This is a genomic window from Niallia taxi, assembly GCF_032818155.1.
In the GTDB taxonomy this organism is placed as follows: Bacteria; Bacillota; Bacilli; order Bacillales; family Cytobacillaceae; genus Niallia; species Niallia taxi_A.
The window spans coordinates 1,331,950-1,355,598 of the sequence record NZ_CP102590.1 but is presented as its reverse complement, the minus strand read 5'-3'; the positions used below and the strand labels follow the sequence as shown (position 1 = coordinate 1,355,598).

Annotated in this window: 26 protein-coding genes and 1 pseudogene; 3 read left to right on the top strand and 24 right to left on the bottom strand. The window is 33.2% G+C overall.

All coding sequences use genetic code 11. The features are described from left to right. Genes NQZ71_RS25630 through NQZ71_RS25620 form a run of 4 tightly spaced genes read right to left on the bottom strand, consistent with a single transcriptional unit; the run spans position 1 to position 2,333 of the window. Positions 1 to 906 carry an ABC transporter ATP-binding protein gene (locus NQZ71_RS25630; protein ID WP_317012063.1) on the bottom strand — a complete coding sequence of 302 codons (906 nt, stop codon included), beginning with the start codon at positions 904 to 906 and terminating at the stop codon, positions 1 to 3. A gap of 24 nt (positions 907 to 930) precedes the next feature. Continuing rightward, on the bottom strand, positions 931 to 1,257 hold the full coding sequence (locus NQZ71_RS26290) for a LytTR family DNA-binding domain-containing protein (protein ID WP_394374144.1): 327 nt from the start codon (positions 1,255 to 1,257) through the stop codon (positions 931 to 933). Between the two features lie 15 nt (positions 1,258 to 1,272). Next, positions 1,273 to 1,782 (bottom strand): tubby C-terminal domain-like protein, encoded by a 510-nt coding sequence (locus tag NQZ71_RS25625; RefSeq protein WP_317012062.1) that lies wholly within the window; start codon positions 1,780 to 1,782, stop codon positions 1,273 to 1,275. Beyond that, positions 1,782 to 2,333, bottom strand: a complete 552-nt coding sequence (locus tag NQZ71_RS25620; RefSeq protein ID WP_317012061.1) for a hypothetical protein — start codon at positions 2,331 to 2,333, stop codon at positions 1,782 to 1,784. The genes NQZ71_RS25625 and NQZ71_RS25620 overlap by 1 nt, the downstream gene beginning before the upstream one ends. A gap of 555 nt (positions 2,334 to 2,888) precedes the next feature. Here NQZ71_RS25620 and NQZ71_RS25610 point away from each other — a divergent pair. Further along, positions 2,889 to 3,773, top strand: coding sequence for a helix-turn-helix domain-containing protein (locus tag NQZ71_RS25610; protein WP_317012060.1), 885 nt, complete (start codon positions 2,889 to 2,891; stop codon positions 3,771 to 3,773). Positions 3,774 to 3,838: 65 nt separating this feature from the next. Here the strand turns inward: NQZ71_RS25610 and NQZ71_RS25605 are convergent, their stop codons facing one another. From NQZ71_RS25605 to NQZ71_RS25555, 11 genes are all read right to left on the bottom strand, one after another. Further along, complete coding sequence (locus NQZ71_RS25605) at positions 3,839 to 4,123, bottom strand: hypothetical protein (protein WP_317012059.1); 285 nt, start codon at positions 4,121 to 4,123, stop codon at positions 3,839 to 3,841. Positions 4,124 to 4,193: 70 nt separating this feature from the next. Continuing rightward, positions 4,194 to 4,478 carry a hypothetical protein gene (locus tag NQZ71_RS25600; RefSeq protein ID WP_317012057.1) on the bottom strand — a complete coding sequence of 95 codons (285 nt, stop codon included), beginning with the start codon at positions 4,476 to 4,478 and terminating at the stop codon, positions 4,194 to 4,196. Between the two features lie 226 nt (positions 4,479 to 4,704). Continuing rightward, positions 4,705 to 4,989, bottom strand: a complete 285-nt coding sequence (locus tag NQZ71_RS25595; protein WP_237944219.1) for a hypothetical protein — start codon at positions 4,987 to 4,989, stop codon at positions 4,705 to 4,707. A 121-nt stretch (positions 4,990 to 5,110) separates the two neighbouring features. Beyond that, complete coding sequence (locus tag NQZ71_RS25590; protein ID WP_317012056.1) at positions 5,111 to 5,320, bottom strand: hypothetical protein; 210 nt, start codon at positions 5,318 to 5,320, stop codon at positions 5,111 to 5,113. Positions 5,321 to 5,392: 72 nt separating this feature from the next. After that, positions 5,393 to 5,677: a hypothetical protein gene (locus NQZ71_RS25585; RefSeq protein ID WP_237944219.1), complete on the bottom strand. Its 285-nt coding sequence runs from the start codon at positions 5,675 to 5,677 to the stop codon at positions 5,393 to 5,395. A gap of 821 nt (positions 5,678 to 6,498) precedes the next feature. After that, complete coding sequence (locus NQZ71_RS25580) at positions 6,499 to 7,122, bottom strand: hypothetical protein (RefSeq protein ID WP_317012055.1); 624 nt, start codon at positions 7,120 to 7,122, stop codon at positions 6,499 to 6,501. Positions 7,123 to 7,379: 257 nt separating this feature from the next. Further along, positions 7,380 to 7,580: a hypothetical protein gene (locus NQZ71_RS25575; protein ID WP_317012054.1), complete on the bottom strand. Its 201-nt coding sequence runs from the start codon at positions 7,578 to 7,580 to the stop codon at positions 7,380 to 7,382. A 401-nt stretch (positions 7,581 to 7,981) separates the two neighbouring features. Beyond that, complete coding sequence (locus NQZ71_RS25570) at positions 7,982 to 10,018, bottom strand: beta-galactosidase (protein ID WP_317012053.1); 2,037 nt, start codon at positions 10,016 to 10,018, stop codon at positions 7,982 to 7,984. 51 nt (positions 10,019 to 10,069) lie between these two features. Next, positions 10,070 to 10,897, bottom strand: a complete 828-nt coding sequence (locus NQZ71_RS25565; RefSeq protein WP_317012052.1) for a carbohydrate ABC transporter permease — start codon at positions 10,895 to 10,897, stop codon at positions 10,070 to 10,072. Continuing rightward, complete coding sequence (locus NQZ71_RS25560; RefSeq protein WP_275007551.1) at positions 10,897 to 11,820, bottom strand: carbohydrate ABC transporter permease; 924 nt, start codon at positions 11,818 to 11,820, stop codon at positions 10,897 to 10,899. Before NQZ71_RS25560 ends, NQZ71_RS25565 begins: the two co-directional genes overlap by 1 nt. Before the next feature lie 64 nt (positions 11,821 to 11,884). Next, a complete protein-coding gene (locus NQZ71_RS25555) occupies positions 11,885 to 13,195 on the bottom strand; it encodes an ABC transporter substrate-binding protein (RefSeq protein WP_275007454.1) in 1,311 nt (436 codons plus the stop codon). Between the two features lie 330 nt (positions 13,196 to 13,525). On the opposite strand from NQZ71_RS25555, the gene NQZ71_RS25550 reads away from it, so the two are divergent. Continuing rightward, the gene (locus tag NQZ71_RS25550; protein WP_260055633.1) at positions 13,526 to 14,791 is read left to right on the top strand and encodes a helix-turn-helix domain-containing protein; all 1,266 of its coding nucleotides are present in this window, start codon (positions 13,526 to 13,528) and stop codon (positions 14,789 to 14,791) included. Between the two features lie 401 nt (positions 14,792 to 15,192). Here NQZ71_RS25550 and NQZ71_RS25545 read toward each other — a convergent pair whose 3' ends face one another. The 5 genes from NQZ71_RS25545 to NQZ71_RS25525 form a co-directional block, all read right to left on the bottom strand. After that, entirely contained in the window at positions 15,193 to 15,336 is a 144-nt protein-coding gene (locus tag NQZ71_RS25545) for a hypothetical protein (RefSeq protein WP_275007457.1), read from the bottom strand. Between the two features lie 109 nt (positions 15,337 to 15,445). Beyond that, entirely contained in the window at positions 15,446 to 15,721 is a 276-nt protein-coding gene (locus NQZ71_RS25540; RefSeq protein WP_144458173.1) for an HU family DNA-binding protein, read from the bottom strand. Between the two features lie 436 nt (positions 15,722 to 16,157). Further along, positions 16,158 to 18,002 (bottom strand): alpha/beta fold hydrolase, encoded by a 1,845-nt coding sequence (locus NQZ71_RS25535; RefSeq protein ID WP_317012540.1) that lies wholly within the window; start codon positions 18,000 to 18,002, stop codon positions 16,158 to 16,160. Between the two features lie 59 nt (positions 18,003 to 18,061). Then, on the bottom strand, positions 18,062 to 18,628 hold the full coding sequence (locus tag NQZ71_RS25530) for a TetR/AcrR family transcriptional regulator (RefSeq protein WP_275007553.1): 567 nt from the start codon (positions 18,626 to 18,628) through the stop codon (positions 18,062 to 18,064). Between the two features lie 485 nt (positions 18,629 to 19,113). After that, positions 19,114 to 19,302: a DUF4944 domain-containing protein gene (locus NQZ71_RS25525; RefSeq protein ID WP_317012051.1), complete on the bottom strand. Its 189-nt coding sequence runs from the start codon at positions 19,300 to 19,302 to the stop codon at positions 19,114 to 19,116. A gap of 304 nt (positions 19,303 to 19,606) precedes the next feature. Here NQZ71_RS25525 and NQZ71_RS26285 point away from each other — a divergent pair. After that, positions 19,607 to 20,052: pseudogene (locus NQZ71_RS26285) on the top strand (TIGR03943 family putative permease subunit). A gap of 99 nt (positions 20,053 to 20,151) precedes the next feature. Here NQZ71_RS26285 and nikE read toward each other — a convergent pair. The 4 genes from nikE to nikB are packed head-to-tail and all read right to left on the bottom strand — an operon-like array spanning position 20,152 to position 23,644. Then, positions 20,152 to 20,994, bottom strand: a complete 843-nt coding sequence (gene nikE, locus NQZ71_RS25515; protein ID WP_317012049.1) for a nickel import ATP-binding protein NikE — start codon at positions 20,992 to 20,994, stop codon at positions 20,152 to 20,154. Positions 20,995 to 21,021: 27 nt separating this feature from the next. Beyond that, positions 21,022 to 21,852, bottom strand: a complete 831-nt coding sequence (locus NQZ71_RS25510; RefSeq protein WP_317012048.1) for an ABC transporter ATP-binding protein — start codon at positions 21,850 to 21,852, stop codon at positions 21,022 to 21,024. Between the two features lie 20 nt (positions 21,853 to 21,872). Then, positions 21,873 to 22,703, bottom strand: coding sequence for a nickel ABC transporter permease subunit NikC (gene nikC, locus NQZ71_RS25505; RefSeq protein WP_144458181.1), 831 nt, complete (start codon positions 22,701 to 22,703; stop codon positions 21,873 to 21,875). Next, on the bottom strand, positions 22,703 to 23,644 hold the full coding sequence (gene nikB / locus NQZ71_RS25500) for a nickel ABC transporter permease subunit NikB (RefSeq protein WP_317012047.1): 942 nt from the start codon (positions 23,642 to 23,644) through the stop codon (positions 22,703 to 22,705). The genes nikC and nikB overlap by 1 nt, the downstream gene beginning before the upstream one ends. Positions 23,645 to 23,649: the final 5 nt, after the last annotated feature.

The following is a 23,649-nucleotide window of genomic DNA, read 5'->3' as shown; positions in this document are numbered from 1 at the left end:
CTAGTAATCTCCAGATATTTTAGCTAAGTATTTACTTTCTAAAGAACTGCTTTGTGGAGAGACAGAATAAATCATCAAATCGTGTTCAACTAACTTCTTGATAAGAAAAGGAATATCGCCAAAATAGGATTGAATTATAATGGTTTGTTGCTGAGTATTGATATCTATAACCACATCCTTTAGTACCTCTTTTGCTAGTTCTGTAGGTGTAACATGTAAAGAGAAAGTAACCTTTCCTCTTTCTCTTTCTGTTTCTATATTCTTTTGGTCATCAATAATTTCACCCTTATGAATATAAATTAAACGATCACAGAGGATCTCCATTTCATTTAATAAATGACTAGAGATAAAAATAGATATGTTTTGTTCTTTTGCTATTTTTAACAAGTATTCTCTAATTTCAATAATACCTGCAGGGTCTAATCCATTAGTAGGTTCATCCAGTATTAATACTTCAGGGGAAGAAAGCAAAGCTTGTGCTATACCTAACCTTTGCTTCATCCCTAAAGAATATGTTTTTACCTTCTGGTGTAGCGCATCCTTTAAACCAACTAAATCTGCTAAACGAGCTATATCTTCTTTATTTACAGGGCCAAGTATACGCTGAAAGTGAACTAAATTATCAAAACCGGTCATAAATTTATAGAGTTCAGGGTATTCAATAAAACCACTCACATATTTAAGTGCTTCTTCCTTTTCTGTAACTATATTATGGCCATTAATAATAACCTCACCACTACTAATAGAAATTAATCCTACTATCATTTTCATCACAGTAGTTTTACCCGATCCATTTGGACCTAAAAAGCCAACTATTTCACCTTTATTAATTTCTAAGTTGACATCTTTGACAATTTCTTTATTTTTTATTTTTTTGGTAAGGTTTAATACTTTAACAATTGGCAAAGACATGGAACCTCCTTGTCATAATCAACAAATTAAATTAAGAAGCTTTCTATTTACTAAGGCAGTTTTATCTTCTGTAAAGACAGCTTCATAAGTATTTTCATTTAGAATATTCAATTCTCTTAATAGTGATCTATTCACTATAAAAGAACGATGAACCCTTACGAAATTATCAGACAATACAGTCTGTAATTCCTTTAAAGTCATATAAAGGGGTATTTCTGAAGAATATGTATTGATAACACTAAAAGTTCCAGTTCGCTCTATGTAGTATATCTCTTCCAAATTCAACAGAATTATCTTACTCCTTTTAGTTATAATAAGTTTTCCTAGCTTCTTCTCAATTTTCATTTTTTCACCACTTATCTAATATTTTAAAGAGATTAGTGTGTACAAACAGAATGACAAATGTGAATCAATGTCATTTGCAAATAATTTAACCGAAACTTTCCTTGGAGGAGCAAGCTTATGGTATTGAAATTCAGAGACTATTTTATTATTAGATATATCCTTAATTCTTATATACTTATCTAAGTATTCCTTATAAATTAAGTATTCCTTTCCTTTATAAGCAAATAAGTATCTTGGATTTGTTTTAATTTTAGATTGGTCTTTTAATATATACACTTCAGTATTCTCATGTATTTCCCAGCTGTCTCTAAGTGTATAACGTTGGACAGCTTTTACTACTACATTTGACTCTGGATCTTTTACATTTATATGTAGATAAAATCCATCAATAATAAAATCCAGTATTTTTTGAAAAGTATTTTTATAGAATCTTTGAATATACCCTACTCGAATTTCATTTTCATTTTTTACTTCAATAGGTTTTAACGTTTGTTTTAATAATGGCTGTACAAAGAAATAATTCATTATTTCGCTCCTAACCCTAGCATTATAGAATAATACATATGATAGGCAATTCTATTTGATATATAAACCTCAGCAAGTGCACTAACTAACAAAATTATTAAAGATGAAGGTATATATTTAACTACTAAACTTTTATAAAGACCAATTAATTTTTCAGCCTGCTTAGTGGTTATGAATAGATAAGCATAATAAATATGTTTTATTGTAAAAACAAGTACTATAAACGAAATGATAATTTCTCCCAAACCATGAGTAACAGAGCTAAAATAGTATAAGAGGATATTAAAATCTGTAGCATGTGGGGCTAATCCCATACTATAAATAAATTTTAGAATGAACGGGATTGATAATCCAAATGGTGCTAATAAAAACCAGAATATTATTTGAATAGAATTTAGAATAAATATATAGACAGCATCCTTTATCCCTAATAAGGAAACTTCATTAACCTTTGTATTTGCATTATCTCCAGTAATTGATCCTATACAGATAATGATTAAACAAATTAGTATATAAAAGCTAAAATACTTAATATGCTGCTTTTTAAACATAATTAACCTATGACATTATTTTTATAGTCATTATTTATTTTGGGAACTAATTTATACGAATCAACCATTGAATAAATCCATATGATTATTAAAGGGATGAAACCAATTAAAACTGATGTTAGGACTACAGAAACAATATAAAGTAATATCAATATTATCCCTTTTTTAACTAGTCCTAAGTATAAATGACCAGCACCCGGAAATATAAAAGAAGCTAGTAAAGCTATCCATGATTTTTTCATCATATTTCTCCTTTAAAATTAATGTTGATTTGGTAAATCTAAAGTTCCAATTCCAAATTCAATACCTGCAGAAATATCAATACCTGGGATAATAACAAAAGCTGCTAAAACTAATAAACTAAGTGTTATTTTCTTCATGAACATCACCCCCTTTTTTTTCTTAATTATACATTGATTTCCATTTTCAACAAATTTCCCTAAAATTCGAAAATAGGCTAATTATGGTGATTAGTAGTATTTGTTCCCCAAAATCTTGCCATTTTTGTTTAAAATATAACTATACTAATAATTCTAAACATTAGGAGGGATTATTTTGGATAAAATAAAACTAATCGGAGAACAGATTAAGTATTTGAGAAAACAAGCTGGTTTAACTCAATCTCAGTTGGCGGAAGGAATTATTACTCAGGCTCAAATAAGTAATATTGAGAAAGGAAATGTATTACCCTTATGTACTACACTTTATGAACTTGCAAATAAATTAGGTGTTAATGTTAATTATTTTTATGAACAAGCATATAATATTCGATTTGACTATATGACCGAAGTAAAAAAACAAGTAAGGAAGGCAATAAGGGAAAGGGATTATTTAAAGGTAGAAATTATTTTAAAAGATGAGTTTGATAATCCATTATTTAAAGTAGATCAGAATAGACAATTCTTATTATGGCATTGGGCTTTAATAGAATACTATAATAAAAGGAATTTTTCTGAAGCTATACGCTTATTAAGGGAATCAATAGATATGGATATAAACCCCAATATATTCAATTTGAAGGTACAACGTATAGCAATTTTAAATAGCTTGGCTATTTTGTACAATGAAGAAAAAGATTATTTGGAGTCCATAAATATATATAATAAAGCATTTAAAGAATTAAACTTACTAATCGAACTAAGAAATTTCCAATTAGAAGTAAGACTTTGTTACGGAATATCTAAAAGCTTGAGTAAAATTGAGGAAATAGAACAATCTAATTATTATAGTAAACGAGGAATAGAAATATGCATTAATAATGAGAGCCTTTATTTATTAGGAGAATTATATTATCAACTGGGACAAAATTATGATGTAGAAAATCAGAAGGATCTAGCTAAGTTTAATTACAAAAAAGCTGAGAAAATTTTTGAATTAACCCATAAGGAGGAATATATTAGTGTAGTTAAAAAAAAGATAATGAAATTACAACTAGATTGATTTTATTTCGCTTCTCCAATAGCAAGAGTGGAAGAGCTCTTACTATTGGAGAATTGAACTAATGCTTATAAAATGCTAGATGAACTCCAAAGAAGAGTAACTAAATCCGATAATCTAGCTGTAGGTACAATTGAAATTAAAAACTTACTTAAATCACCTATAATCAAGCCTAATTCGTTCCAAGAAATATCCCCATTCAATGTACTTGAAATCTGTTTAAATTTATTTAAAATGCTTATATATAAGGCCGTAACATCCCCAACCACATTGAACTCTCTGTAAATCATTTGAGCAATTGACCATGCAGCATTCCCTAAACTAGTTGATCCTGTAAATGCGCTATAAAACATTTTAACACTCCTTTTTATATGTTATTAAGAAAGTCTAGTTCTTTTCTAGAACTAGACTTGTTGTAGCGTATTATAGAATATTAGCTGCTCCCCATAAGAACGTAACAATATCAGCGACTCTTCCCGCAGGAATAAAACCAACTAGGAATTCACCTAAGTCTAAAATCACACCGCCTAAGTCAGCCCAAGAAAAGTCTCCACCAAATGAATTGTATATAGCTCTAAATTTCCATAGTAAGCTGTTGTAAAGTGAGGTAACATCCCCAACAATATTAAATTTTCTGAATGCTAACTGAGCAATTGACCATGCTGCATCTGCTAAACTTGATGATCCTGTAAAAGCGTTATAAAACATTTTATTGCCTCCTTAAATAGTTGATAGGTTAATAGTACTTGATATTATTAGATGTATAACCAATTACTACCAAAAAGCGAACTAAATCTATTATTTAATGGCTTATATTTATTTAAATAGGGATGTTTACATAAATTTATCAAATCCTCATTTTAATCATGGAATTGAATATTGTGCCTTATAATACAAAAAAGTCTAGTTCCTCTAAGAACTAGACTTTTTTGTATTATAGAATATTAGCTGCTCCCCATAAGAACGTAACAATATCAGCAACTCTTCCAGCAGGAATGAATCCAACTAGGAATTCACCTAGATCTAGAATTACACCACCCAAATCAGCCCAAGAGAAGTCTCCTCCAAATGAGTTGTATATAGCTCTAAATTTCCATAGTAAGCTGTTGTAAAGTGAAGTAACATCCCCAACAATATTAAATTTTCTGAATGCTAATTGAGCAATTGACCATGCTGCATCTGCTAAACTTGATGATCCTGTAAAAGCGTTATATAACATTTTATTGCCTCCTTGAATAGTTGATAGGTTTATAGTAAATGATATTTTTACAAAAATAACCAAAACTATTTAAAACAAGGAGTTTAATTGTTGTTTAATAGGTATATTTTATTTAAATAGATTATCCTTCGATTTCATTTATTAAGCTCTTTAACAGGGATGCTGGTAAATCATAGCTTAGACGTCCATTAATAGTATTATGTAATTCAATGGTTAACTCACTAGGATCCTTTTTATTTTTTCTAATTCTTAGGACCATCCTCGGATCAATATAAACTTCTACAGCATCTTTCTTATGTTTAATAGTGTGTTGTCCATATTTCTTATCCATTTTAAAATCCTCCTAATAAAAATAAATAAGCCTAGTTCTTAATTTAGAACTAGGCTTGTTTGTACTCATAAATTATAAAATATTAGCTGCTCCCCATAAGAACGTAACAATATCAGCAACTCTTCCAGCAGGGATAAAACCAACTAGGAATTCACCTAGGTCTAGAATCACACCGCCTAAATCAGCCCAAGAGAAGTCTCCACCAAATGAGTTGTATATAGCTCTAAATTTCCATAGTAAGCTGTTGTAAAGTGAAGTAACATCCCCAACAATATTAAATTTTCTGAATGCTAATTGAGCAATTGACCATGCTGCATCTGCTAAACTCGAAGATCCTGTAAAAGCGTTATATAACATATAATTGCCTCCTTAAAATATTGATAGGTTAATAGTAGCTAAAATAATACCTTTAATAACCAAATATGTTTAAAATAAGGAGTTTATATGTTATAAACTGATACTATATTATTTAAGTTTCTTTGTAAATTAATAGATACAAGAAATCAAAGCATTTTCTTAGAAAAAAAACACAAGTCCAATCCTGCCAAGATTGTTAGAGAATTCCCGTTAAAAGAGCCTTGCTCCTATTGGATCAAGGCTCCCTATTATATTTTGTTCAACTAACCTGTCTCGTTTCTCCCATAAGCTGTTATTTAATTACAGAAATAAGCTAGGTTTCACGGCTTCCATATATAATTTCCTTTATTTATATGGATATAAGTTATGACACTGACTGATATACTTGTCACTTTAGGAGTTATTTTTCATTTAATTTCAATGCTAATTTACAATAAAAATACTCTTATATTGAACATCTTATTTTACTAACGCCCCCGTTAGTTTAAGTGTAATACTTCACAAACTTATCTTTTATAAGTTATAAAATTCATTACTGAAATGCTATTTATTCTAATTTATTGGCATAACTAAAAATTGATTTAGTTATAAAATCCTATTATCACTAAAATATATACCAGTATTGCTGAAAAAGAAAATCCTGTTAAAACTGCAAAACCTGCACTTTTCTTTTTTCTAGTACTAAACCAAACTGTTATTCCCATGATAATTGTAAAAATTATTCCGAAAAAAAAGGAGGCGTACGGATTTGTTGGTTGTATCCAATCATACCAATGTAGGAAACTCATTTAATCACTCCTTGAACCTTTTAACTTTAGGAACTATATAGAAAAAAACTCTTTCATTTCTATGCTGATTAACGTGTATGCAGACATTTCCCCTTGCATAAATCCACTTCTGTAATCCATCTCATCCTCTTTCCATTTATCTTTAAACATTGCCGCTAGCTCTTCAAACTTATCAGAGTTAATCTTTATCAGTGACACCTTATTATTCGCATCAGAATGGAGGATTACTTGTAGATCAACTATAATTTTCTCATAGCCTAAAGCCATACCTTCCCATAAACCTTTTTGATAGTTAGTTGGCATTTTAGCTATTTCTTCCTTAGCCTCATCAGGAATGTCATCATAATACATGTTATTTAAAAGTTCATTCATACTAATGTTGCCTTGTTTGTGTGCCTCATTTGCTCTTCTTTCAATAGAACTAATGAAGTCCTTAAGCTTGGCATTCACAATATCGCCTCCCACAGTGTAATCAAATTCTCTTACTAACCGATTAACAATTAACCGAAGTGCTTTACTCATTCCAAGAAGCATTTGTCTTTCCTGCTTATCAGTGGTTTCCAATGATGTACTTAACTCTTTTTCCATTTCAATAAAATCTATAATACAATCTTCAATCTTTGCTCCTCTAAACATTTTCTTTCTATATTCTGACAATTAAAACACCTCTTACATTAAAATTACCACTTAAGTAAACATTTGTAAACAACTTTATTGTAAACAAATGTAAACAATTCAATAAAATCTTTGACACAGTAAATAACGAATAAAAAAATCAGTCAAAGAAGACCTTTTTTATTCGTTATTTTTCATTTCTTTTTTTTACTATCCTGCCATTATAGCTACATTAGAAAAAAGCCTTCCCTCTATTTAAGGAAAGCCTCCATTTATTAAAGTGTAATTCGTATCTTTAATCACGAATGTCTCTTATCAGCAGCACTTACAATAAAAAGTAGAGCTATACAAAAAATAATACCTTGAACAATCATAATTGTCCAAGTACCAATAGAGAACAAAGATGAAAACAAAAATAACAATAATGGACTACCTATTATTAAAGTTAAACCTATCGAAAATGCTAACTTTGCAGGTAATGATTTAATTTTATCTAACATTAATCTCACTCCTATAATGGCTTTAAGTTAGTGTTCAATAAAACCCACCATTATTCCTCCTTTATTCAATGCGCTTTATGGATATTAGATGTCTTATTCAACAAACCTGCCACTATAGTTGCATAAACAGAATGCCATACCTTTTTACAGAAAAAACTCCTTCACCTACGTACTTTATCTCTCAATTAGCCAATTTCACAAGAAACAGAGCGTTAACTCCTGAAATGAGCGTTAATCCTTCTTAGATTGATTAATTCACAAAGAAAAAACCGTCTAATCCCATATATAACGGTGGTTTCGACGGCCTCCTAACTTATTTTATAAAGCGCTAATGGGAATAGGAGTCACATCCTATAAACTAGCTAAACTTATGACTCTCTTCTATCCTGAGATTATTCTTTCTATTCCAGCACCAATACATCATAAGGCTCTAAAGTAACCTTACCCGATACCTGATTACCTGTTAACATATTTCTACACTCTTTTTTGACAACAATTTCTTGTGGTCTATCAGAATAGTTTAATAAGAATGTATAGTCATTCCCATCCTTTTGTCGAATAGCTAGCTCAATTTCTTCAGGTAGCTCAAATTTTTCTTGATAGTTATTAAGTTCAAATTCATTGATTAAGAGGGAAGCCAAGTCTAAATTAAATACTCCACCATAATAATAACTACTACCTAATCCATCATTACGTTTGACTAAGGCTGGTTTTCCTTCAAAGTGTGCACCTGAGAATGTGCTGATTACCTCAGCATCTTTTTCTAGTTGCAGGACTTCGTTGAAATCATTCGCCTCAATATCATGTGCTCCTTTAAAGTTAATGCTCGGTACCTGTTCAAAAGGAGCAACTCTCGTAAACTCTTCTACTGTTACGCCAACCAAGTCAGCAAGATACCCTGGGAATTGCTTCATATATGTTTGACCCGTTTCATCTTTATAGCCTGAACGGCATCCGAATATAATGTTTCCGCCTTGCTGAACATATTCACTAAATAGATTAGCTTGTTGCTTGGTGACAATTGCGGCATGTGGATAAATTAATACTTTATATCTCTTTAAATCAACAACTGTAGTTTCTGAATTAAGGTTAAAGGCATCTACTGGGATATGGTTATATTGAAAAGCTTTAATCCATGCATCCTTACTTTTAGTAGCATATGGCCCATGCCATTGATCAAACTCTCCATCCCATTCATTATCATAATTTAAAATTAAAGCAGCCTCTGCTTGATAAGAGGAACCTGCTATTTTCTCCCCAATTTGCTGCACCTCGCTGCTGACCTGTTCAACCTCTTTTACACGACGGTTTGGTTGATTATGATAGTCATTGATTCCATGCCAATATATTTCCGTTCCTTTCGTTGCCGTTCTCCATCTGAAATACATCACCATATCTGCACCATGAGCGATAGATTGATATGTCCAAAGTCTTAACTGACCTGGCTTTGGAGAGGGCTGTTCAAGTCTCGTTGTCCATCCACCAGAACCAGATTGTTGTTCAAAAATAGCATAATTTGGTGAGATACTTCTTACAACACTTAAATTCCAACTCCATTTTCTGTCTCGCAATGGCTTCTCTGAATGGTCTTCGATTACCCTTCCGAAGTTAGGATAAGAGTCATAGGCATAGAAATCAAGTATTTCAGTTGTCATTCTGTGATTATCTATATGCTTGAACATACCGTTCGTTGTAATCCAATGGTTCGGTGCATGTTTACGTAAAATGTCTGCTTGTAATGCAGCATATGATATGGCACTGTCAGAAATAAACCGTTTTTCATCCAGCATATGATGAGGGTTAGGTGAGTTCGGCACAGTTTTACGAGTTAAATAAACTTGATTCCAATTCGTATACGTTTGGTTCCAAAATACTGTTCCCCAGGCATTATTTAAGTTATCTAGGGTTTTATACTTCTCTTTTGCCCATTTTCTAAACGCATTGTGATCTGCTTCTGAATAAAACACATCAATTTCACAATTTAATTCGTTATCGATTTGCCACCCTACGATCGCTGGATTGCCGCTGTAATGTTGGGCCATTTGGGTGACGATAATCGATGATAGCTTTCGATAATTTTCAGAGTTGTAATTATAGTGGCGCCGTGCACCATGTTGATAGGAAATACCGTCTTGAGCAACATTTAGTACGTCAGGATACTTCTCAGTTAGCCAAGCTGGAGGTGTTGCTGTTGGTGTTCCCATAATGACACTTAATCCAAATTCTTGAGCCTTAGCTACTGCTCGATCAAATAAGTTAAAGGAAAAAGTCCCTTCTTCCGGTTCAAATATTGTCCAAGCAAATTCCCCCATACGAACATAAGTGATACCTAAGTCTTTCATACGCTTAAAATCATCCTCCCATAGGTCCTCTGACCAATGTTCCGGATAGTAGCATACACCAAGCTTTAATTTATCTTCTACTAATCTTTTCTCCATATTTATTCCTCCATAGATTTAATTTTATCTTACATAAAAGCATAACTCCTTCTATTCCTTAATAGACCCTCCAAGAATCCCCGATACAAAGTGCTTTTGAAGAATGAGGAAAACTATCATAATTGGAAGCACAGAAATAGTTGTACCTAACATCAATTGTCCATAATCGATAGAATTTAGTCCTGCAAGAGTAGATAAAGCAACAGGAAGTGTATAGTTTTCTTGTGTTGTCATGACAATTAATGGCCACATAAAATTATTCCATTGGTGTGTAAACAAGAAAATACTGACTGCAGCCAAAGTAGGCTTCATGGTTGGTAACACTATCCTAAAAAATATATACAATTCCCCTTCCCCATCTATCCTAGCTGCTTCTAACAATGAATCTGGAATTCCCTTCATATTTTGCCTTATCAAAAAAATGGCAAAAGGATAACAAATTTGTGGTAATAGAACTGCTCGGTAGGTGTTAATCCAATCTAATGAACCAAATACTTGGAATAATGGAATGATCGTTGCTTGATATGGAATCATCATCGCAAGCAGGAAAGATGCAAAGATCAGATTATTTCCTTTGAATTTATATTTAGCAAAAGCATATCCTGCTGTTGAACAGACTAATAAACTCATAAATACATAAATAATGGAAATGACAGATGAATTTAGAACTGCTTGAACAATATCAATCGATTCACTTAAGTTTTTATAGTTCTCAAATAAATAATTTCCTGGCACCAATTTAGGTGGAAAGGATAACACGTCCCCAGATGGGTTAGTAGCTCCTACCACCATCCAATAAAAAGGAGCTAGAGATATGACAACCCCTATTAGTAGAAAAATGTGTAAAGTCGTTTTTTTCAGCAATTTATGATTTCCCATTAGTCATCCCTCACTACTTTAAATTGAATCCAAGAAAAGAATGCAATAAAAATTACAATGACATAAGCAATCGCAGAAGCATATCCAAAGTCAAAGTAACCAAAGGCCTGGTTGTATAAGTAGTAGGTTAAAGTAAGTGTCGCGTTGTTTGGTCCACCGCTTGTTAAATTATAAGGTTCATCAAACAATTGGAATGATCCAATTGTGGAGAGGATGAAAGTAAATAATAATACTGGCTTTAGTTGTGGAATCGTTATCGTAAAAAATTTACGAATTGAGCCTGCTCCATCAATACTAGCCGCTTCATAAAGACTGTGGGGGATACTTTGCAGTCCTGCGAGAAGAATGACCATATTATACCCCGTCCATCTCCAGGTGGTAACGACAATTAAGGAAACCCTTGCCCAAAATGGATCTGTTAACCAACCAACCTTCTCCAACCCAATCGAGGCTAATAAATAATTGATTAATCCATAATCTGTATTTAACATAAGAACAAATATGACAGACGCTGCAACTAACGAAGTAACAGCTGGAGTGAAGAAGGCTACTCTGTAAAAGCCTTTCATTTTTAGTAATGTTGAATTAAGGAAAACAGCTAATATAACTGCTATCAGCAACATAATTGGAACTTGGACGATTAAAATAATGAATGTATTTCCCAAAGCTTTATAAAATAGAGGGTCACTAAACAGTCTAGTGTAATTTGCCAAACCAGAAAATGTAAACTCCCCCATAACCTTTGTCTTAAAGCTCAGTAAGAAGGAAGCGATAATTGGATAAACGGTAAAAGCTAAAAACAGCAGAAGAGCTGGCCCAACAAAGAAATAGGGTGTACTTTTAGTGGTAAGCAGCTTTTTCTTCTTTTTAGGCTGTATAACGGCTTCTGACTCCTCTTTTAAAGAACGACCTGTTTGCAACATCATCACTCCTCCATATAATTAGAATTAGACTAGGAGGACTAGTCCGCCTAGTCTATTAGCTTTTTTATTCTGAGACTCCTATTCCTATTTGCTGCTTGGATTGTTTTTCCCCATCAATTAACATTTGCTTCGCCGCTTTATCTTCTAGTAAAAACGCTTGAAATTCACTTGTCATGATTGATCTAACCTCTAGCTCAGCTGGAGCATGGTTAATCGGTTGAATGTCTGCTACTGTATCTGAAAAATTCTTAAAGAATGGTTTATTGTTAAAATACTCTTGGTTTTCCGTTAGAATCGGACTATCATATGCTTCTAATAATGATGGGAATAACCCTCTATTTGTTAAACCTAGAATTTGCGAATCCACATCAGTTGTTGCAAATTCTGCAAACACGTAAGCAGCTACTTTATTCTCAGACGAACTTGGGATCGCTAAAGCAGATCCTCCATCATTTGCAGCCCTAACTCCACCTTCATCAACAGCTGGAAGTCTAAACATATCCCACTTACCTTCCAATTCGGGCATCTGTTCAAGCATAGTTCCACTCCACCATACAGCCCCTGGATGTGACGCAACTTCACTGTTTTTCATAGCAGCTACCTGACCATCCCAGTTAGTTGTATAGGTAATAATCCCTGCATCCTTCATTTTTTGGATGATAGCAGCTGCCTTCTCTGCTTCAGGTGAAGTAAGATCTAACTTTCCATCTTTCGTAAAATAATATTTACCTTGTTGTTGCAGCATAATCCGCAAAAGCGCCTCACTATCAGTGCCTAAAAATGCCTTGCCTGTATGGGCAACTACTTTCTTACCAGCTTCGATATAGTCATCCCATGTTTCGATACTTTCAGGATCTATCCCTACTTCCTCAAAAATATCTTTGCGATAAATTACGCCTACTGGACCCAAGTCTCTTGGTGCCGCGATAATGTTACCATCTTGATCCTTCAAACCTTCCACCTTAGAAGTCGAAAACTTATCTTCATGCTCGCTATAACCTAGCTTACTAAGATTTGTGAAAGCATCAGGGAATTTATTAGTAAATGAATGAACACGATTATTTTCAACCTGGACTAAATCAGGTAAACCACTACCACCACTTGATAATCCAGCACTTAGTTTTTGATACACTTGGTCTACACCTAAATTTTCCACTGTTACTTTTACATTTGGATAAATCTTGTTAAATGCAGGTGTTACATCTTTTTCTAAGTAATTGGCTTCTAGCGCCCATGCCCATACAGTAACTTCCCCTTTTACATCCTCTGGGTTTTCTGGAATGGTCAAATCTTCAGAATTCGATGCACTATTACTACAGGCACCTAGTATTAAAGACATCATCATGAAAAAACTAATAAACCAATACTTTCTCACTTGTCACTCACTCCCCTTATTGTTTAGAACATAATACCCTTGTAATGGATGCGTTTTCATTTTAAAATAATCAGCATTACAAGGGGTATTGGTTAGAATTATATATTTATTCAGAATGTTTTTATGGTAGATTTTCCACTAAAATGGTACTTAATCATTTTTAAAATTCTATTTTTTCAAGTGGCTTACTTTTCCATGACCGTCTTAAAGGATACCTTGCGTTCTCACCGAATATCTCTTTCATATTCTCCCTAGTTTGAGCAAACTGTTTTTAACCGTAAAACTGTGCTTTAACAAATTTCACTATAAATAGTTAAGGGGGATTTTATATTGGATCAAACATTCAGAGAAATTGGTTTGGAATTTGGCTGCAATCTAATTAATGAGACAACGAATATCCCAATCTCAGTTCTAGACAAACAAGGTAAATTGATACTAAATTATTCTTCTAACCTACCTCATAATCCAATGTTTTCTTCCAATGAGGAGCATTTAAAAAGCATCAATCTATCAGAAAAAGGGAAAACACTTCCGATAATGTGTTCAACTATATTTCAAGAACAATTCGTTCTAATTCCTATTGTTCAAAACCATACGTACATCGGGACAATCTTCTTAGGCCCAACGGTAGTCGCAAATCCTTCAGAAGCAATGTTAAACAACAGATTTTATGCAAATGATTTAGGTGAACTAACCCCCAAAGTAAAAGACTATTTTTCTTTCTTGCCTGTTATAAGTAAATGGAAGTTAATTAAATCAAGTATTCTTCTTTCTTATGTTTTATTTAAAGAAAAATTTGATATGAGCGAAATCATGGAAATAAATCTCTATTCAATAGATAGTTTCCATCAACACCAAGTATCAGACAAAAGTATTTCAGATTTACGTCAAAACTCCTCCTTTCATCACGACCCTGCTGCAGAAAAGAAATTGTATCAATATATTACGGATGGAAATAAAGAAGATTTAATCATCTATTATAAAGCCTTTCATCGAAGATCCGATTTTGAATTTGGAGTATTGTCAAAGCAGTGTGAAATTAGAAGTCATAAGAACTTAAAAATAGCAGGGATTACGCTAGCTACTCGAGCGGCAATTGCTGGTGGTTTAAATCCTGAAATTGCTTATACGTTAGGAGATAAATATATTCAAGATATTGAAGAACTTCATACGATTAAAGAGGTTGAGACACTTACTGAAAGTGCCTATTTGGAATTTGCTGAAAGAGTATATAAAGGTAAAAGACAGCAAAGTTCCAAAACAATAAGTGATTGCAAACATTACATATTTAAATATATATACGAAAATATTTCTCTCGCTGTCCTTGCTGACTATGTCTCCATGAATCCAAAATACCTTTCAAACTTATTTAAAAAAGAGGTTGGAATTTCTGTTACGGAATATATTCAGCAATCTAAAATTGATGAAGCAATAAAATTAATGATATTTTCTAATTACTCTTTATCAGAAATATATACCCTGCTTAATTTTACCGATCAAAGCTATTTCACTAAGGTGTTCAAAAAATTTACAGGTTTTACACCAAAACAATACATAAAAAATAACATCGGAAAGGAAAAAAATCTTAATTTCTGATTCAAATTAACTTTCTCTCTTTTAATATTGTGGATCAACCAAAGAGACAACATAATATCTCTTAAGAACTAGATTAAATAAATTAATCAGGAAAAACTTTGTACGAAAGCGATAAAACCGTAAAAAATAACCGTCTAACTCCCTATATATCAGGGAATAGACGGTTTTGCTGCCAAATTTACTTAAGCATTAAATGATTATCCGTTCATAAACGACCACGAGTTGCTTCAAGGATCTCCATTTCAGTACTAGTGATATCGAAGTTATACTTGCTAAGAATTTCACTATAATTGGTTCTGTTTTTATTGGGCAAACGATTCATCAACCCAGGGAAGAGTCGACCTTGGCTTTCATAATGCTCTTTTAAATCAGGAAAACTCGGATATTTCTTAAAGCCAACCTCAACTGCCTTGTAAGTCATCTGATAAATAAGAGAATCTATATTTGTCATCATCCACTTTATAGGTTAACTTCCCAACCTCAAACCTATGAAGAGACTGAGGCTCTTTCCAAACAAATAGTAACTCCCATATTAAGCTTTTCATTTAATCACCTATCTTTATTTATAAGCTCTTTATACCGAATCGTAGTATTCTCAGTAATACTAGCATATTAAAAGAGGTAGAGGACTGATCCCCTACCAGACTATGATATTTATTCTTTTACAGCATCTTTTAAGTTTTTTCCAGCTTTAAAAGTGGGTGCTTTACTTGCTGCAATTTCTATTTCTTCACCAGTTTGCGGGTTACGACCCTTTCTAGCTGCACGTTCGCTAACAGAGAAAGCACCAAATCCTAAGATTTCTACTTTTTCACCATTTTTCAATGCTTTTGTGATTGTTTCCATTACTGAGTCAACTACTCTAGTTGAGTCTTTTTTTGATAGTTCAGAGCTTTCAGCTACTGCATTAATAAGTTCTGTTTTGTTCATAAATATGTACCTCCTAAAAATCAGTCCTCCAAATAGGACACTATTAGTATTTCACAAACTTTTTTAATTCGCAATTATTAAGCTAATTGGAGCCTTATCAAAATGTGGTGTCAAAAGTGACATTATATTTAGTATAACATGAAAAATTTAAAGATTTTTTTGAAGAATATTGACAAACTATTAGCTGGTTTACTTTAAGTATATTTCCTCACAAACATGTCAATTTATCACTTAACTTACTGAAGAAATGCTGCAAATAAAGTTTAATATTTGAAACAGAGTAACGATTTTATCATCTAAAAGAGTTGGTAGTGTTTTCACAATAACCAAAGCTGACGGCTTTAGTTTCAATCAAGTTGCTTCAGATAATAATCATAGTAACTTATAAACCGCCAGATTTACTGAAATCAGTTTATAATAGCTTTTAAGTGATGTTTCAAATTTTCACATTTTCCAAGATGACATGTGCTGTTTCATTTGGGTGACTTAGTGGAAAATGATGCCCATATGGAAGCATCTTGACTTCCCCCAGCTTGATAGGGATCTGGTAAGCCTTATCCTGATTACCCCAAATAATTTCAAGATTACTTTTTGCACCAACGTTCATCTCCTTTTCTTCCTTACTCGATGACCACTCATCCAATAAAACAGTCGTATTTAAAATTCTAGGGGAGGTAAAGCTTCGTTTAACTTTTGCAATATAATGCACAGGAATTTGCTCAGCGATGGCGAACAATCCTGTTTCCAAGCAATATTTTTCTAACCGACTAAAACTTGCTGTCTTTAAAGCCCACTTTTTTATAAGGATTGGAAATTCTGTCGTAACCTTCTTCATCACAGGCGGTTGAAGTAGTGTGACAGAATCCTCTGGACGAAAATAATTATCTTTGTATGCAGATATTAACACAAGTGCACCAAATGAATGACCAATAAAGTGAGCACCTTCCACAACCTGCGACAATAAATTTTTAACTGTTTGAAGCAAAGCAGTCATTATAGATTTCCCCTTTTGAAAAGGTGAACGTCCCAAACCAGGCAAATCAACAATCCACACAGGTCGGCCTGTTTTTTCATGTAACTGAATCCCTAGTGGAAATAAATCTTCTCCATCACTCAATAAACCATGGAATAATATAAATGGCTTCCCTTCTCCGCTTGTTTGATAAACAACGACATTACCGATAAGTACTCTATTAAATCTGGAATCTAATTGCTGATGAGGATACGTTATACGATAATCTATATCTGCAATTACAACTGGTAAAAAGTTCTTTACACTCGTCGTCCGGAACCAATCTGGTCCCATTACGTTTTTCACCTTGGCATTTGAGAAGTCTTTATTCGTTAAAAAGTTTAAACTATCTGCTGGAATTCCTGTTATCTTACTTCCTCCGCTATTCAGTAATAATTTCATAATCTGTATTGGAATAGCCTTAGTAGGTGCTTTTACATTCAAACTTTCCGCCATGATACGAAGTAATTCAGATACATTTAGATCCATTTGACGGTCTGAGACGAGTGTATATGTATCGCTCTTCGGCTGCTGTTGATTTAAAATTCGGATAATAAATTTTGCTAATGCATCATTTGCAATCAGTGGAAGTCGATAATCCCCTCCCCCAGGTACAAATGGCATAAGACCTTTACGCATACTTTTTACAAGCAACCCTAACCCATCCACCTGTTCTGTACTCCCAGTCTGACTAGGACCAACAACTGTAGGGGGATTAATAACCGAAATAGGATAACCTACTTTTTTTGCCTGTTGCCGCATATAGAGATCAGCTAAAAATTTTGTACGTTCGTAATGATTTTTTATTTCTGAATATTGGTATGCATCTTGAAATACATTAATATCTATATCGCTGTTGTCATCATTAATTGGACTCATATACCCTACTACATGGATAAAATGTTCTAAACCTTTTGTTACATGTATGCTTTCTGCAATTTCACTCACATATTTTGCACCGTTTAAAAACGCTGACGTCGCTTGTTTTTCAGAGATACTAATATTCATTGGTCCACCTGCATGAATGATTACATCACTCTTTTTTACTTGTTGCAGGTCCTCTTCACGTAATCCTAACCCTTTTTTAGTTAAATCACCTTCTACAAATTGAAATAGATTTCTGTGAAGATACCCACTTTCTTCAAACAACTTGATTGCCTTACTTTTAGATCTTACCAACAGGAAAATCTCGACCTGCTCCGTTGCTATTTGTTGCATTAATTGCTTACCAATAAAACCAGTTCCACCTATTAATAAAATTCTTTTCATCATTCACCCTCCACTTTAGTACTATTCAGTCCTAATCTTGTGTAAAAAAAATTGCCTCTTTAATGAAGCAATTTCATAAATTGTTGAGCTGTTTTTGTAATGATTGTTGCATCCTTTTGCGTTTCTGCAATAAATAATGCGCCTTCCAAATTGGTGATAAATAATGATGCTATTTCTTCTGGCTGGATTGACTTTCGAAATTCCCCTCTTTCGATTCCTTGAGCAATAAGCAAACTGACCTTTGATTGCAATTCAGCAAAAAACAAGCCAATTCTTTCTTTCAGTTGGGTAGCTTGTGCCGGGCTTTGAATTGCCAGTGTAATAAATGGACAACTTCCTTTAAACTCCCTCACTTGCACACCTTGTGCTAATTGCATTAAAAACATGGTCACTCGTTGCTCGACCGAAAATTGTTGCTGGTTTATCACCTCTTCTATTGCAAAATGGTATTTCGCAATCCAATAATCAACGACAGCTTCTAATAATTCTTCTTTGTTCGAGAAATGGTAATACACATTTGACTTGGACACTTTACTGACTCGAACCAATTCATCCATGCTTGTGTATGCAAATCCCTTTTCTAAAAATAAAATTGCTGCTACTTCAATGACATGCTTTCGATTCATTAATTTATTCTTCATCATATTTAGTACTATATAGTACTAATAAATATTTTTCAAGGAAAATCGGTGAAGGTAGAAAATAATTTATAATCTCTCCAAAAAAACTAATCATTAATAAACCAGCTTTTGAAACGATTATGGAACAAATCCCTTATTAAAATATAAACATTGTAAATACAGATAAGATTTTACTAGTTCAAAATGCGGAAAAAATATAAGATATTAAAGCAATAATCCTTTTTGAACTAAGGGCCCCGATTGCCAAACTTCTTAAAGTAGTGCACAATAGTTACAAACTGTGCGAAATAACCTATGCCCTTAATCATATTCTGTTTATAATACTAAAAAGGAATTTAATAATACGTGTACATCCATTTCGAAAGATTATTACTAATATGACAGGATATATCTCCATTGCAGATGTAAGTATGTGGTTTGATTCTTTTGGGCAATAATGTTTCTATTTGGGCGAAACCCAAATGAACAATTTAGAAAGTCATTTCATCTTTGTCCGTTATATTGCCACCTTCATCATTACTTTCCCTCTCAATTACATCATATACCTTATTATCAATCTTAGATGTAAAACTGACTATATTAATATATTGTTCTTCCTTTTTCGAACCTTTCCAATATAGTTTTCCTATGTGATAATTTTTTCTATCTGTTTCTTGCATAATGAAACTCCACTTTTTTCCATTACTTGTCCCACTCCATTTCTCGCTAATATGGATAAACTTAATGCTAAGAAAGAAATATAAATACAAATATAATGCAGATAGTAAGAAAAACTATGATTGGAACAGTGCTTTATTATTGTTCACTTAGTACACCTCTTCAATAAATTTTTGAGTTAGTATAGTTTTATGGACACTAGTAACCGGTTATTTCCTTCCAGCAAAATATCTTGACGCAAAATTTGCTGAAATGAAAGGCGGAACACTAATGTTATCTAACCAGCAAGTAATTTAAGAATAGCCAATGAGGCAGACAATAAATGAAAATTCAATAATAATGTTACCTACTTATGACCATGAAATGGACTCTGAATTAGCTAATCAAAAACCCATTTCCGAACAGAACTTAGAATCATTGCAGCTTAAATTAAGAGAAAGTAATCAAATAAAAATGACAGATCGTGTTTTTACAACCTATTACGATGAAATTAATATCGACGTTTATGAAGGTAAGATCATTGAATTTGAGGGATTTGTTTACAAAGAGGAAGGATTCAGTAGCAACCAATTGGTATCTCAAGATTTCTGATTACTCATTGCATTGCAGATTCTACTGTTATTGGGTTCTTATCTGAATTTCCTGAAGCAGAATTGATAGAAAAAGATACCTGGTTAAAAGCAACAGGAGTAATAAGTAAAACAACCTATAGTGATACAGAACTTCCATTGATTAAAATTATTGATTGGTAAATAGTGAATGAACCAAAACAACCCTATGTTTATCCTTTACTTGTTGAAAAAAATGAAAGTTTTTAACCCCTGATCACGGATAAGGGGTTAAAACTATTCTTACTTAAGTAATCCATTAGCTACAAAACGTTCATCCCCTTGTCTAATAATTCCAAATCGAGGATGTTCAGAAAGAACAGACTCTCTCATTTGTTTTACAATAGGATTTTTTGAAGCGAAGAATTCATTCTTAGAATCATACTGCTCAATTAACTCTCCTTTTTCCAATACTGCAATTTTATCCGAAAGGGAAAATGCAGCTTTAATATCGTGTGTAATAAAAAGATAGGATAAGAAATAATCTTTTTTTAATTCACTTAGTAACTGTAATATTAAACTTTGTGTGACCATATCTAAACTGCTTACTGATTCGTCAAGTATGATTAACTTAGGTTTTAAGGCTATTGCTCTGGCTATATTAATTCTTTGCAGTTGACCTCCGCTAAATTGATGCGGGTATTTTTTTAAATCCTTTTCACTTAATCCAACTCTTTCTAAAAGTCCAATAACTTTTCTTCTTTTTTCCTCCAATGTTAATTTTTCAAAATTTTCCAACGGTTCACTGATAATTGATTCTGCAGTCATCCGAGGATTAACCGCTGAGTAGGAATCTTGAAAAACAACTTGTAGGTCCCTTCGTAATTTTTCTCTAGTTCGCTTATCAGCTTTATAAATATCAAATCCTTGAAACAAAACTTGTCCATTTTGTGGAGGTTGAATTCCTAGTATTGCTTTTCCTAATGTACTTTTACCGGCTCCACTTGTCCCGATTAAGCCTAAACATGTACCTTCTTCAATGGAAAAAGATATATTTTTAAGTACTTCTTTTGCTTGCTTATTTCCTATTCCAAACTTATTTGAATGAAAGCTTAAAGAAACCTGTTTAACCTGTAACAAACTCACTCGTTTCACTTCCTTGCAATTTTGCTATTATGACATATAGGTATACGGTTGTTTGTCAGAATAAAAAGTTGGCCTTGTTTTTAACAGCTTTTTTGTGTATTCATGTTGCGGGTTATCGAATAATTCTAATACATTGGCTGATTCTAGAATTTCCCCTTGTCGCATCACAATAACATTATCTGCCATTTCTGAGATAACCCCGAGATCATGAGATATAAGTAAAATAGATGTCCCGTATTTAATACGCACTTCGTCTAATAATCGAAGTACTAGAAGTTGACTATGAAGATCAAGCGCTGTAGTAGGTTCATCGGCAATGAGAACCGAAGGCTGCAAAGATACTGCTATGGCAATCATTACACGTTGAAGCATACCTCCACTTAATTGGAAGGGATAGGATTTTAATAGTTTATCTGGATCAGGTAAATTCACACTTGTCATAACATCAATAGCTAATTCTTTTGCTTGCTTTTTATTTAATGAAGTATGTGCTCTAATTGTTTCCATAAACTGATGGCCAATTGTAAAAACTGGAGTAAAGGCATTCATTGGATTTTGCATAATAAATGCAATCTCCTTCCCTCTAATCTTTCGCATATCCCTTTCCTTTAAACCATTTAATTCCTTATTATGCAAAGTAATACTTCCTGTCACATCCAATGTTTTTTTATCATGCAGCTGCAATATAGACATACTAGTAACCGTTTTTCCACAACCGCTTTCTCCAACAATACCTAGAATTTCCCTTTTTTTTATTCCAAAACTAAGATTATGGACAAGACTTGAGGGCCCTCCCTCCGTTTGCAACGCTACATTTAATCCACTTATTTTTAAGACATTATCGTTTTCTAATTCCATTTCCTCAACAGCCCTCTTTATTAACGACGTTTTACTCCAAATTTTTCAGATAGTGTTTCTCCTAATAAGTTAAAAGTAATAACTATTAATAAAATCATTAAACCAGGATATATCATCAGCTCTGGATTTGTCCTAATATACGATTTCCCTTCAAGAATCATAGCTCCCCACTCTGGAGTTGGAGGTTGGACTCCTAAGCCTAAAAATGACATTGATGATAAATTCATTATTGCCCAACCCATTTCTAAGGTTCCCATTACCGCTAGTGAAGGTATTACATTAGGTATAATATGTTTTTTTATAATTTTCCAAGGAGAACTCCCATTAACTCTTGCAGCTAGTACATAATTCTGTTCCCTCAAGCTTAAAACCATGCCTCGAATAACCCTTGCATAGTACACCCATTGCACTAGTATCATCCCTAAAATAACCTGTTTAATGCCTGTCCCCCAAATACCAACAAATCCTATGACAAAAAGAAGGCTTGGAATAGCCATCAAACCCTCCCCCACTCTCATAAGAAGTTGATCAAGCCAGCCGCCTAAATATCCAGTGATAGTCCCAACCACAAGACCTATTCCTAAAGCAGAGAGAAAAATCAGTATTGCATATCCAAGAGAAGTACGCGCACCATACAGTATACGTGAAAATGTACATCTGCCTAGATGATCTGTACCTAATGGATAGTCCAATGATGGAGGCTGAAGTTTGTGGGCTATGTTAACAGTGATTGGATCATTAGGCGCTAGCCATGGGGCAAACAATGTGACCATAAAAAAACCACACAGTATGAGCGAACAAACGGCAATTATCTTTTTACCTTTAAGTTTACTATGTAACATCTTAATCATTAAAGCTGCCTTCCTTTTCTAGAAATACGAGGGTCAATATACATTTGTATTAGGTCGACAAATAAGTTACTTATCAGATAAAAACATACTGCCAATAATACATATGCTTGAATTACAGGTACATCCCTATTAAAAATTGCTTCAATAAAATAACGGCCAAAACCTGGCCATGAAAACACTGCTTCTACTATGATAGCTCCAGTCATTAAGTTTCCTATATTCATTCCAAGTCCGGTAATCATTGGAGGGATAGACATCCTTAATACATGCTTACCCGTAATAATTCCCCCATGAATACCTCTTGTCTTTCCAAACAGAACATAAGGTTCTTGTAAATTTTCAAGAATACTATTGCGTAGCAGTCGAGTATACAAGGCTATTAATGGAAAGGCCAGTGTAATAGAAGGCAAAATTAAATGTTTCCAAGTTCCTGTACCTTCTACCGGGAAAATATCCAATTTTACAGAAAAGAAAAAAATAAATAAATAGCCCAGCCAAAACGATGGAATAGCAGCGCCTATAAAAGAAAGGAACCGACTAAAATGATCAATTAAACTGTTTTTCTTTACTCCAGCTAGATATCCTAATGGGATGCTTACAAAAATTGCAATAAAAAGACTACCAGTTGTTAATTGAATGGTAGATACAATCCGAGAACTAATCTCTTCCCAAACAGGGTTATTCGTAATATAAGATATGCCAAAATCAAATTGGCATATCTTAATGACAGTTTTTATATATTGAACCAGGAAAGGCTGGTCTAAACCTAACTCATGTCTTTTTTGTTCCATCATTTCATCTGTTGCTTGGATATGGGCTGTAGCAAAGTATGCTTCAGCTGGATCCACTGGTGACAAGTTAATCATCCCAAATGTAATAAGAGTAGCTAAAAGAAATATGGGAACGACTGTTAATATTCTTTTAAGAACATAAGAAATCATTTGGT

Coding starts and splice junctions, on each gene's coding strand:
- NQZ71_RS25605 (WP_317012059.1), bottom strand. CDS start 4,123: ATGTTTTATAGCGCATTTACAGGATCAACTAGTTTAGGGAATGCTGCA.
- NQZ71_RS25625 (WP_317012062.1), bottom strand. CDS start 1,782: ATGAATTATTTCTTTGTACAGCCATTATTAAAACAAACGTTAAAACCT.
- NQZ71_RS25530 (WP_275007553.1), bottom strand. CDS start 18,628: ATGAATCGAAAGCATGTCATTGAAGTAGCAGCAATTTTATTTTTAGAA.
- nikB (WP_317012047.1), bottom strand. CDS start 23,644: ATGATTTCTTATGTTCTTAAAAGAATATTAACAGTCGTTCCCATATTT.
- NQZ71_RS25575 (WP_317012054.1), bottom strand. CDS start 7,580: ATGTTAGATAAAATTAAATCATTACCTGCAAAGTTAGCATTTTCGATA.
- NQZ71_RS25525 (WP_317012051.1), bottom strand. CDS start 19,302: ATGCAAGAAACAGATAGAAAAAATTATCACATAGGAAAACTATATTGG.
- NQZ71_RS25565 (WP_317012052.1), bottom strand. CDS start 10,897: ATGGGAAATCATAAATTGCTGAAAAAAACGACTTTACACATTTTTCTA.
- NQZ71_RS25510 (WP_317012048.1), bottom strand. CDS start 21,852: ATGGAATTAGAAAACGATAATGTCTTAAAAATAAGTGGATTAAATGTA.
- NQZ71_RS25600 (WP_317012057.1), bottom strand. CDS start 4,478: ATGTTTTATAACGCTTTTACAGGATCATCAAGTTTAGCAGATGCAGCA.
- NQZ71_RS25540 (WP_144458173.1), bottom strand. CDS start 15,721: ATGAACAAAACAGAACTTATTAATGCAGTAGCTGAAAGCTCTGAACTA.
- NQZ71_RS25620 (WP_317012061.1), bottom strand. CDS start 2,333: ATGTTTAAAAAGCAGCATATTAAGTATTTTAGCTTTTATATACTAATT.
- nikC (WP_144458181.1), bottom strand. CDS start 22,703: ATGATTAAGATGTTACATAGTAAACTTAAAGGTAAAAAGATAATTGCC.
- NQZ71_RS25560 (WP_275007551.1), bottom strand. CDS start 11,820: ATGTTGCAAACAGGTCGTTCTTTAAAAGAGGAGTCAGAAGCCGTTATA.
- NQZ71_RS25545 (WP_275007457.1), bottom strand. CDS start 15,336: ATGAAAAGCTTAATATGGGAGTTACTATTTGTTTGGAAAGAGCCTCAG.
- NQZ71_RS25535 (WP_317012540.1), bottom strand. CDS start 18,002: ATGAAAAGAATTTTATTAATAGGTGGAACTGGTTTTATTGGTAAGCAA.
- NQZ71_RS25595 (WP_237944219.1), bottom strand. CDS start 4,989: ATGTTATATAACGCTTTTACAGGATCATCAAGTTTAGCAGATGCAGCA.
- NQZ71_RS25585 (WP_237944219.1), bottom strand. CDS start 5,677: ATGTTATATAACGCTTTTACAGGATCTTCGAGTTTAGCAGATGCAGCA.
- NQZ71_RS26290 (WP_394374144.1), bottom strand. CDS start 1,257: ATGAAAATTGAGAAGAAGCTAGGAAAACTTATTATAACTAAAAGGAGT.
- NQZ71_RS25590 (WP_317012056.1), bottom strand. CDS start 5,320: ATGGATAAGAAATATGGACAACACACTATTAAACATAAGAAAGATGCT.
- NQZ71_RS25570 (WP_317012053.1), bottom strand. CDS start 10,018: ATGGAGAAAAGATTAGTAGAAGATAAATTAAAGCTTGGTGTATGCTAC.